Genomic DNA, 9,978 nt, shown 5'->3' on the forward strand with positions numbered 1-9,978 from the left:
ACATCAAAAGTAATATTATCAATAAGTCTTACTTTTGTAAACTTGACAGCAATCGCAATGATGATTTTTCCATTTAACTCGGAAAGCTCATCAAGCTCAGGATAACGATACATTTCAACATAGTCGATAACCCCTGATGTATGTGCTGTGATATGTTTTATAATTAACTCCTCAATCACTTTCGGATCACGTTGTCCCTTGTCTATTTCTTGCTTTGCCAATTGAAGACTTTCATATAGTCTTGGTGCTTCTTCTCGCTCCCCAAAAGTGAGATTAACATTGCGAGAACTTTTAGCAAGACCATCCTCTTCCCGAACAATTTCCACCGGTACAAGTGTGATTGGAAAATTAAAATCCGTGATTAATCCATCTACAACTGCTACCTGCTGAGCGTCTTTCAACCCAAAATATGCAGTTTCTGGCTGTACGATATTAAATAATTTGACGAGAACAGTAGCAACTCCATCAAAATGACCATTACGCTGTCTACCACATAATACATTGATTCTTGAATGGACGACTGCGGTAAGAGACATCTTTGTTGGATACATTTCTTCGGTACTTGGGTAAAATAGTACATCTACACCGTTTTCTTCTGCTAGTTTGCTGTCTCTTTCAAAATCTCGTGGATACGAATCAAAATCCTCATTTGGACCAAATTGAAGTGGGTTAACAAAAATGCTCACTGCTAACACATCATTTTCACTTCTAGCCTTATTCATTAAGGTTAAATGCCCTTCATGAAGATACCCCATTGTAGGTACGAATCCAACTGTTTTACCCTGTTGCTTCATTGATTTGATATATTGCTGCATTTCCTTGATTGCTGTTATTACTTTCATGTCTATTTTCCCCCATAAAGGCTAGCAAGCTCATCTTCCTTCATTGTGTACGTATGCTTTTCCTCTGGGAATGAATGTGCTTTTACCTCTGCTACATAATTTACAAGTCCTTCTAAAATGGGCTCATTCACTGAAGCATATTGTTTTACAAACTTTGGAACACGATCAACTCCGTAAGAAATCACATCGTGGAATACAAGAACCTGACCATCCGTAAGGTTACCAGCACCAATTCCGATTGTAGGAATCGAAAGACTTTTTGTCACTTCTTCTCCTAATTGTTTTGGCACACATTCCAATACTAATGCCATTGCACCCGCTTCTTCGACTTTTTTCGCATCTTCAATGAGCTGCCTAGCGCTTTCTGCATCTTTTCCTTGGACCTTATACCCACCTAGCACGCCTACAGCCTGTGGTGTTAAACCTAAATGAGCAACGACAGGAATTCCAGCGTCTGTTAAAGATGAAATCGTGTAGATGACATCCTTTGCCCCTTCAACTTTGACAGCATGTGCTCCTGATTCTTGAATAATCCGAGCTGCATTTTTCAAGGTTTCAGAACGTGAAACATGATAAGACATAAAAGGCATATCCGTTACAATAAATGTATCCTTTGCACCACGTTTTACGGCCTTCGTGTGATGAACCATATCATCTACGGTTACTGGAATAGTAGAATCATAGCCCAATACAACCATCCCTAATGAATCACCGACAAGGATCATATCTACCCCGGCCTCTTCGGCAAGCTTTGCAGATGGATAATCATAGGCCGTCAGCATGACGATTGGCTCTTTCCTTTGTTTCATTTTCAAAAATTCCGTTGTTTGCTTCATCACTTTTCCTCCTTTTGGCTTTTAGAAAGTAAACAACCCTTCTTTAAAGTCGCCTTGCTCAAGGTCAACACCCCGAGTTTCCTAAAAGAGGAGATGAAAAGACCGATTCGTGGTAGCATTAATAAATAAAGTAAAAAATCCTTCTTTCAAATAGAGAAAGAAGGATTAATGAATAAGTTCGGTAAATTTCATCCCTCTGTCCCAGTCCAATGGATCAAGGCAGAATACAATTTTGAATTGCATTACTAAGAAACTAAAGCATTTGGTGTAGTTCCGTAAAGGATACCACCCATTACTTTGAATTATATATAAAATTCGTATGCTTTACTACATATTATTTTCAAGGAAGTTCAATATCTGCTGAATAGATACGATGCAAATTGCCTGCTACATCCTCTAAGAGCAATACACCATCCTCGTTGATGCCAATTGCCTTACCTTCAATCGAACCATTAAGGGTTCTTGCTATGATGTTCTTTCCAATACTTGTTGCATAGCTTTCCCATAAAATCTTCACGACCTTGAAGCCATGCTGTAAATATTCCTTATACAGCTTTTCGATTTTAAATAAAATCACCTGAATTAACTTTGCACGGTCAATTTTTTCGCCCTTTTCAATCGCCAATGAGCTCGCAATTGCCTGTAAACTTTCAGGAAAATGACTTAATTCGTGATTTACATTAATACCAATTCCAATAATGACCGAATTAATTCGGTCTGTTTCTGCTTGAAGCTCAGTTAAAATGCCTACTACTTTTTTTTGATGAATTAATATATCATTTGGCCATTTAATATCTGGCTCCAAACCAGTCACTTCTTGAATCGCCTGGACTACCCCTACTGCCGCTAACAATGTTAATTGTGGTGCATGTGAAGGCGGAATCTGTGGTCTTAAAATCAAACTCATCCAGACTCCAGTATGTTTTGGAGAATACCATACCCGGTCTAATCTGCCGCGTCCAGTTGTCTGTTCTTCTGCCACAACAAGAGTACCTTCAATGGCATCTTCATTTGCTAATTTGTGCGCGATTTGTTGGGTAGAGGTAACAGACTCCTCAAAATGAATATTTCGCCCTAAGATTTGAGTTTCGAGACCTAGACGGATTTCATTACTACTAATTTTATCTGGCTTGGTAATAATTCGATATCCAAGTTTTCGAACGGCCTCTAATTCATATCCTTCATTTCGCAAATCTTCAATATGCTTCCATACAGCGGTTCGCGAGCACCCTAACTGCTCACTTAATTTTTGGCCAGATATAAAATTCCCGTTGGCATTAGAGAAGACTTCTAACAATTTCTTTCTTATTTCTGATTGCACGATAGAAGCCACTCCTTTATTTTTTCCTTGTTATTTTCCACAATGTTTTCTAGAATTCCATTTTCAATCGTTTCATATAGCTCCGCTATCCATTTCCCTGGTTTTTGATTGTACCAAAGCAATAGATCCTCGCCCGTAATCGGTAAATCAGAACGTTGTTTAATGGGTAATTTACAAAATTCCAGATAGGGTGACACTTCTTGTTGAACCCCTAAAACTCCTAAAATTCGTTCAATTTGTTTGATACATTCTGCCCCACAATCGTATAAAAGTCGCTTTTCCCAGCCCGTTTGAAGGACTTTTTCAAGACAAGTTACATTTTGTAGAGCCTGTTCAATTATTTTATTCGGTAGCTTCCATTGCCGTAAAAATGCCTTTTTATCGTCTTTATTCAATAAATAGCAAACAAGTGTCCAATATTCGGCTCTCTCTTGAAGTTGATTCCATTTATATAAGGAAAACTGTTCCAGGTTGCGACTTTCATCGGCTAAACCAGGTAGGTATTGAAATAGATTGGTTTTTACCAAGAGTGTTATCGCTGCTTGACAGTTTGGACCAGCAAGTAATTTTTCAATTTCGATTGTAATTCGCTCAACCGATATCTTGGTTAACAGTGACGCGTTATCCTTGATGGCCGTTTCTGTTTCCTTACATAATAAAAAGGACAATTGGCTCGAAAATCGAACAGCCCTCATCATCCTTAGTGCATCCTCAAAAAAACGTTCATTAGGATCTCCAACTGTTTGGATCCATTTTGCTTCGATTGCTTTCTTTCCATCAAAAGGATCGATTATGTCTCCATCAATGGTCATGGCAATCGCGTTCATCGTAAAATCTCTTCTTTTTAAGTCTTCGTGAAGTGACGTGACAAATTCAACATGGGATGGTCTCCGATAATCGTCGTACCCCTCCTCCGTTCGAAATGTTGTCACCTCATATTGTTCACCCTTATGTAAAACAATCACCGTTCCGTGAACCGCACCAACATCAATCGTTTTTGGAAATATCTCGATTATTTGATCTGGTCGTGCAGAGCTTGCAATATCGATATCACCAATCGGTCGTTGTAAAAGATAATCACGGACGGAACCACCGACAAAAAATGCTTGGTAGCCGTTTCTATGCAAAATTTTAAGAATTGCTTTTGCTTTTACAAAAGGTTCATCCATCATCGAGAGCTCCTATCAACGTTTATTCGTAAGGATTGAGTAATATAAATCCTCATAATTATTGACAATTAGCTCAGAATTAAACTTTTGTTGAACAGAGCGGATTGCCTGATTAGACATTTTTTTATGTAAGTCGGAGTCAACTAATAATTTAATTGATTTGTTTGCGATATCTTCAATATCACCTAGCTCACAAATATAACCATTTACACCTTCATCAATGACCTCTGGAATGCCACCAATATTTGTCCCAATTGTTGGAACCCCACAAGCCATTGCTTCTATTAAAACAAGACCGAAGCTTTCTTTTTCAGATAATAAAAGCTTTAAGTCACTAATTGAATAAAGTTCTGGAAGATTTTCCTGTTTGCCTAAGAGGAGAACTTTATCAGTAAGTCCAAATTTGTTGATTAATTTACAGGCAGTGGATAACTCTGGTCCATCACCAACTAATATTAGCTTGGATTTTACTTCTTTTTGAATAAGGTTAAATGCATGAACGACATCTAGAACGCGTTTTACCTTTCGGAAATTGGAAACATGGATGATAACTTTTTCGTCATCCCCGATCCCATATTGTTTACGTAAATCAGCTACATCTCGTTTGTAGTAAATTTTTTCATCAACGAAATTGTAAATCGTATTTATTTCTTTATGAGGTTCAATTAATTCATAGGTTTGCTCGACAAGTGATTGAGAAACAGCCGTTACCGCATCGGATTGTTCGATTCCAAACCGAATGAGTTCGGTTAACGATGGATCATACCCGAGAACGGATATATCAGTTCCGTGGAGGGTGGTCACAATCTTAACATCCCCACCAACCATTTGCTTTGCTAAATATGCACATGCTGCATGTGGAATCGCATAATGTACATGTAATAAATCAAGCTTTTCTCTTTTTGTAACCTCTGCCATTTTACTTGCTAAAGCAAGATCATACGGCGGATATTTAAAAACCGAATATTGATTCACTTCCACCTCATGAAAAAATATATTTGGATATATTTTGTTTAAACGAAAAGGAAGACTTGAAGAAATAAAATGAATTTCATGTCCTTTTTCTGCAAGCAGCTTCCCTAACTCAGTTGCTACGATACCCGACCCGCCAACAGATGGGTAACAGGTAATTCCAATTTTAAGTTTCATTAATGAAATCTCCCACTTATACGTCAAATATATGTAATTGTATTAACCGTTGGAAAGCTTATAGATTAGTGCCTTCTTGTCTTTCACGGATTATTTCACGCCATGAAAAAAAACCTTGTTCAAGCCCGTGAATAAGCACCTCTGCCGTACCCATATTTGTTGCTAATGGAACAGAATACACATCACATAATCTAATTAATGCCGAAACATCTGGCTCATGTGGTTGCGCAGTTAGTGGATCTCTAAAAAAGATCACCATGTCCATTTGATTTTTTGCAATCATCGCACCAATTTCTTGGTCGCCACCCAGTGGTCCGGATTGGAAACGGTGGATTTGCAGACCAGTAGCTTCAGAAATTCGTAAGCCTGTTGTTCCAGTCGCAAACAATTCATGCTGTTCCAAAATAGATGTATAAGCTGTTGAAAATTGTACAAGATCTGTTTTCTTATTATCGTGAGCAATTAAGGCTATTTTCATTGTTTTGTATCCCCTTATTCGATGATATTTTCTAAACCGTATACTAAAACATCCAGATTCATTACGGTGTCAACAGATAATTTAACACCTGACATGAAGGAAACACGGTTAAATGAATCATGACGTATAGATAGCATTTGCCCGTTTCCACCGAACATCACTTCTTGATGTGCGACAAGACCCGGTAAACGTACACTATGTATGCGAATTCCATCGTAGTCAGCACCACGAGCTCCTTGAAGGGTTTCTTTTTCATTAGGATGTCCTTGTTGCTTTGATTCTCTAACTGTCGTTAAGAGTTCTGCTGTTTTAACAGCTGTTCCAGATGGTGCATCAAGTTTTTGGTCATGATGAAGTTCAATAATTTCGACATCTTGAAAATACTTGGCAGCCATTTGTGAGAATTTCATCATTAATACGGCACCGACAGCGAAATTAGGGGCAATAATTGCACCTATCCTACGTTCCTCCGCCATTTTTGAAAGTCTATCTAATTCTTCTTTCGTGAACCCTGTTGTCCCTACTACAGGACGAACTCCGTGTTCAATGGCTACCTCAGTGTGGTATTTACCCGTATCAGGTGTTGTTAAATCAATCAACACGTCTGGTTTTGTTTCTGAGAAGCATTCTAAAATATCCGTAAATATAGGGACATTTATATTTGAAAAGCCATCTACATCACTTAATGACTGACCGTTGTTCTTACGATCAATAACCCCTACTAATGAATAATTTTCAGTTTCCTGAACAAGGGCAACCGCTTCTTTTCCCATTCTACCTCTTGGGCCAGCAATTACGATTTTAATTGTGTCCATGTTGTCTACTCCTTTAATCATTATTAGTGTCAATACGTGTCCATCTATCTTTATCTCTTGTATTAAATTTGTTCATTACAGTATTATGTGCGTCTTCTAGATCAATGTTCAAGGAATTTGCGAGACAAATCAGAACAAATAGCAGATCACCAGTTTCCTCAGCCATGCTTTTTTCGGTTTCAGTATCCTTTTTCTGCTTTTCCCCATAATAGTGATTGACTTCTCTCGCAAGCTCTCCTAATTCCTCTGTTAACCTAGCAAGTAATGCAAGTGGACTAAAATAGCCTTCTTTAAACTGGCCTATGTATGCATCTACTTCCTCTTGCAGTTGTTTCATCGTTTTATCTGCCATCGCTATCACCTCTATCGTTTCTATTCCTATGTTAGCTTAAAATATAGAGTTTTGACAAATAATAAAATTAAATAGTAGAAGTTCCGAACTTCAACTATTTAATTTAAGCCTCCGGCGGATGCCCGATTTTTCAAAGGAATTTATTCGAGCATGCTCGAATAAAAATCGGGCGCAAATACGCCAAGGCATTTTACGTACACGACATGATTTGTTTGTTTTTCACCCATACTTTATAATAAAGTGGCAATTATTACTATTTCGGGGGTATTTCACTTTGAAGTTTTCGATAAAAAACATCATTTTCATTTTATTAGGATCCGCCATTTTTTCGTTTGGGATTGTGCATTTTAATATGCAAAATAATCTTGCAGAAGGCGGATTTACGGGGATTACGCTTTTGCTCTATTTTTTATTTAAGTTTGACCCGTCTTATACGAATTTGATTTTAAATGTTCCACTGTTTTTTCTTGGATGGAAGCTACTTGGTCGTATTGCATTTTATTATACACTTATCGGTACTGTAAGTGTTTCAATTTTTTTATGGTTCTTTCAACGTTATCAATTTGACATTCCACTTGATGGAGATTTAATGCTGGCAGCGTTATTTGCGGGAGTGTTTATTGGAGTTGGTCTTGGAATTATTTTTCGTTATGGCGGTACAACTGGTGGGGTTGATATCATCGCTAGGCTTGTTCGAAAATATGTGGGTTGGTCAATGGGGCGGACGATGTTTTTATTTGATGCAGTAGTTATAACGATTTCCCTCATTTTCTACCTTTCTTATCGTGAGGCGATGTACACGTTACTTGCTGTGTTTATTGGCGCAAGGGTGATTGATTTTATGCAGGAAGGTGCCTATGCCGCTAGAGGCGCGATGATTATTTCGGAAAAAAATAGTGAGATTGCTGAAAAGATTTTACATGAGATGGAGCGAGGCGTAACAATTTTAAAGGGAATGGGTTCGTATACAAAGCAGGAGAAGCATATTTTATATTGTGTTGTTGGAAGAAGTGAAGTCGGTCGCTTAAAGCAGGTGATTATCTCTGTAGATCCACATGCTTTTGTTTCGGTTAGCGATGTCCATGATGTGCTAGGTGAAGGGTTTACGTTGGATGAGAATAAAAAGCCGATTGAGCGGTGATTTAGATAGCTAAAAAGGATTTTAGCTCATTTGCGTGAAGCTTTTGGGCTTCACAACACCTTTTTAGCAAACTGAAAGGTTACCCAAATACGATAAAATTTTTGGAGCAAGCACGCTTGCTCTTAAATTTTCCGCATTTGAGTCAAATGAGCTAAAATTTGCCATTTTAAAAGCCGGTTATCCATTTTGGTTAACCGGCTTCCATTTCTATTCTTCTCGAGTCATTCCTGTATACATTAAGATCAATCTCAATAATTCTAGCACCGCTACTGCAGCTGCTGCAACGTATGTGAGTGCTGCTGCGTTTAGTACTTTCTTTGTTTCGCGTTCTTCGTCATTTCTAATCACGCCTACTGAGATGATTTCGTTCATGGCTCTTGACGAGGCATTAAATTCAACTGGTAGTGTAACAAGTTGGAATAACACTGCTGCTGCCATAAAGATAATTCCATATAGCATTAAGCTTGGGAGTGTAAAAATCATACCTGCAATGATTAAAATCCATGAGAAATTTGAACCAATGTTCGCTACCGGTACAAGTGCATGGCGGATGCGAAGGAATGCGTAACTTTGTTGGTCTTGAATCGCATGTCCGACTTCGTGGGCTGCAACTGCTGCACCTGCAACTGAGTTCCCATAGTAGTTGTTTGTAGAAAGTCGAACAACTTTTGATCTTGGGTCATAATGGTCTGACAGTACCCCAGGTGTTTCTTCGATTCTTACATCATATAATCCATTTTGATCAAGTATTTTTCTTGCTACTTCTGCACCTGTCATGCCTGATGAAGAAGGAATTTGCGAATACTTCTTATATGCACTCTTTACTTTGATTTGCGCATATATCGGAATGATAATGATCAAGGCAAAATAAACTAGAATCATTTGTTATCCTCCAAACTATAGTATACTTTAATTTTAGTTAGAGTCTTACCCAATGTCAATTGTCTTGCTTACAAAAATAATAAAAAATGAACAGTGGGTGAGAATCCCACTGTTAGCGTTCATCGAAATCCCTTTGTTTTTGGCGTTTTTGCTTGTCACCTTTGTATTTTCTCCAGCCAACATAGATTAATGTAAGAATGATGGCACCGCCTGTTGAAATCATCACCCAAATTAATGACGGGTCGGCGTCATCCTCTGTCATACGCTCAAACATGTTTTTAAGATCTAACTCCATTTGCTCCATCTGCTGCATTCTAGTGACGGCTTTTAGTTCCTCATTACGGTACGTGTCTAAAAACGCAATATGTGAGTCAATTTTTTGAACATCTTGAGGTGTGACATCGACAGTAATACTCGGATGAATCATATTATATTTTGATAGAAAGATAGTTAGTAAGTTATTAAATGTTTCACGATCCCCTACTTCAACAGTCTCCTTCAATTGTCCAAACGTCGACATAATCGAATCTTCCATTTCCGTCCACATCGGCTGATGCTCAGAACTCATCGCATCTACCACCAGACGAAATTGAGTAACCCGATTAATTCTTTCTTCGAAACTTAGCGAAGTAGAATTAACAGCTTCTATAGCTGAATCATGAGTTAAGCTAATAATTCTAAGCTCATCCAGCGAAAAAGATTGTTCACGCTGATTCATTCGTAGGAATTCATTTGAAAAATGAGTTAATAATTGCTTCGCATCCTCGTATCTTTCTTGCTTCACCATTTGTAGGGCCTGGTCCGAAATTTGATTAAGCTTATCCCAATTTTCTTCGTTGGAGGTAGCATTTATGGATATAGGATGAATCATAACTATAAAGCAGACTACACATATTATTCTAAAAATTTTCATACTTGTCCCTCCTCAAACATCTATTAAAATGTATGAGAGATTGGACAAGAGTAGACCAACTTTTTACCTTAATTCAGCAG

The 9,978-nt window shown here is 38.0% G+C and carries 11 protein-coding genes; 1 reads left to right on the top strand and 10 read right to left on the bottom strand.

What is annotated here, in order from left to right; all coding sequences use genetic code 11:
* The 8 genes from panC to V7147_RS23815 all read right to left on the bottom strand — a co-directional run.
* Window positions 1–842 (bottom strand): pantoate--beta-alanine ligase (panC, locus tag V7147_RS23780; protein ID WP_335370271.1); only part of this gene is annotated, 842 nt, incomplete at its 3' end.
* 2 nt (window positions 843–844) lie between these two features.
* The gene (gene panB / locus V7147_RS23785) at window positions 845–1,678 is read right to left on the bottom strand and encodes a 3-methyl-2-oxobutanoate hydroxymethyltransferase (RefSeq protein ID WP_335370272.1); all 834 of its coding nucleotides are present in this window, start codon (window positions 1,676–1,678) and stop codon (window positions 845–847) included.
* 340 nt (window positions 1,679–2,018) lie between these two features.
* Complete coding sequence (locus tag V7147_RS23790) at window positions 2,019–2,999, bottom strand: biotin--[acetyl-CoA-carboxylase] ligase (RefSeq protein ID WP_335370273.1); 981 nt, start codon at window positions 2,997–2,999, stop codon at window positions 2,019–2,021.
* Entirely contained in the window at window positions 2,984–4,168 is a 1,185-nt protein-coding gene (locus V7147_RS23795; RefSeq protein WP_335370274.1) for a CCA tRNA nucleotidyltransferase, read from the bottom strand. Before V7147_RS23795 ends, V7147_RS23790 begins: the two co-directional genes overlap by 16 nt.
* A gap of 15 nt (window positions 4,169–4,183) precedes the next feature.
* Window positions 4,184–5,317 carry an N-acetyl-alpha-D-glucosaminyl L-malate synthase BshA gene (bshA, locus tag V7147_RS23800; protein WP_335370275.1) on the bottom strand — a complete coding sequence of 378 codons (1,134 nt, stop codon included), beginning with the start codon at window positions 5,315–5,317 and terminating at the stop codon, window positions 4,184–4,186.
* Between the two features lie 58 nt (window positions 5,318–5,375).
* Window positions 5,376–5,795 (bottom strand): methylglyoxal synthase, encoded by a 420-nt coding sequence (gene mgsA, locus V7147_RS23805; protein ID WP_335370276.1) that lies wholly within the window; start codon window positions 5,793–5,795, stop codon window positions 5,376–5,378.
* 14 nt (window positions 5,796–5,809) lie between these two features.
* Window positions 5,810–6,610 carry a 4-hydroxy-tetrahydrodipicolinate reductase gene (gene dapB / locus V7147_RS23810; RefSeq protein WP_335370277.1) on the bottom strand — a complete coding sequence of 267 codons (801 nt, stop codon included), beginning with the start codon at window positions 6,608–6,610 and terminating at the stop codon, window positions 5,810–5,812.
* Window positions 6,611–6,623: 13 nt separating this feature from the next.
* Entirely contained in the window at window positions 6,624–6,962 is a 339-nt protein-coding gene (locus V7147_RS23815; RefSeq protein WP_335370278.1) for a nucleotide pyrophosphohydrolase, read from the bottom strand.
* A gap of 274 nt (window positions 6,963–7,236) precedes the next feature.
* Here V7147_RS23815 and V7147_RS23820 point away from each other — a divergent pair, with 274 nt between their 5' ends.
* Complete coding sequence (locus V7147_RS23820) at window positions 7,237–8,103, top strand: YitT family protein (protein WP_335370279.1); 867 nt, start codon at window positions 7,237–7,239, stop codon at window positions 8,101–8,103.
* 207 nt (window positions 8,104–8,310) lie between these two features.
* Here the strand turns inward: V7147_RS23820 and V7147_RS23825 are convergent, their stop codons facing one another.
* Together V7147_RS23825 and ypjB are read right to left on the bottom strand one after the other, a co-directional pair.
* Window positions 8,311–8,985, bottom strand: a complete 675-nt coding sequence (locus tag V7147_RS23825) for a zinc metallopeptidase (RefSeq protein WP_335370280.1) — start codon at window positions 8,983–8,985, stop codon at window positions 8,311–8,313.
* Window positions 8,986–9,097: 112 nt separating this feature from the next.
* The gene (gene ypjB, locus V7147_RS23830) at window positions 9,098–9,898 is read right to left on the bottom strand and encodes a sporulation protein YpjB (RefSeq protein ID WP_335370281.1); all 801 of its coding nucleotides are present in this window, start codon (window positions 9,896–9,898) and stop codon (window positions 9,098–9,100) included.
* Between the last annotated feature and the right edge of the window lie 80 nt (window positions 9,899–9,978).

The sequence above is a fragment of the Bacillus sp. JJ1521 genome (assembly GCF_036965165.1).
GTDB lineage: Bacteria > Bacillota > Bacilli > Bacillales > Bacillaceae_L > Ferdinandcohnia.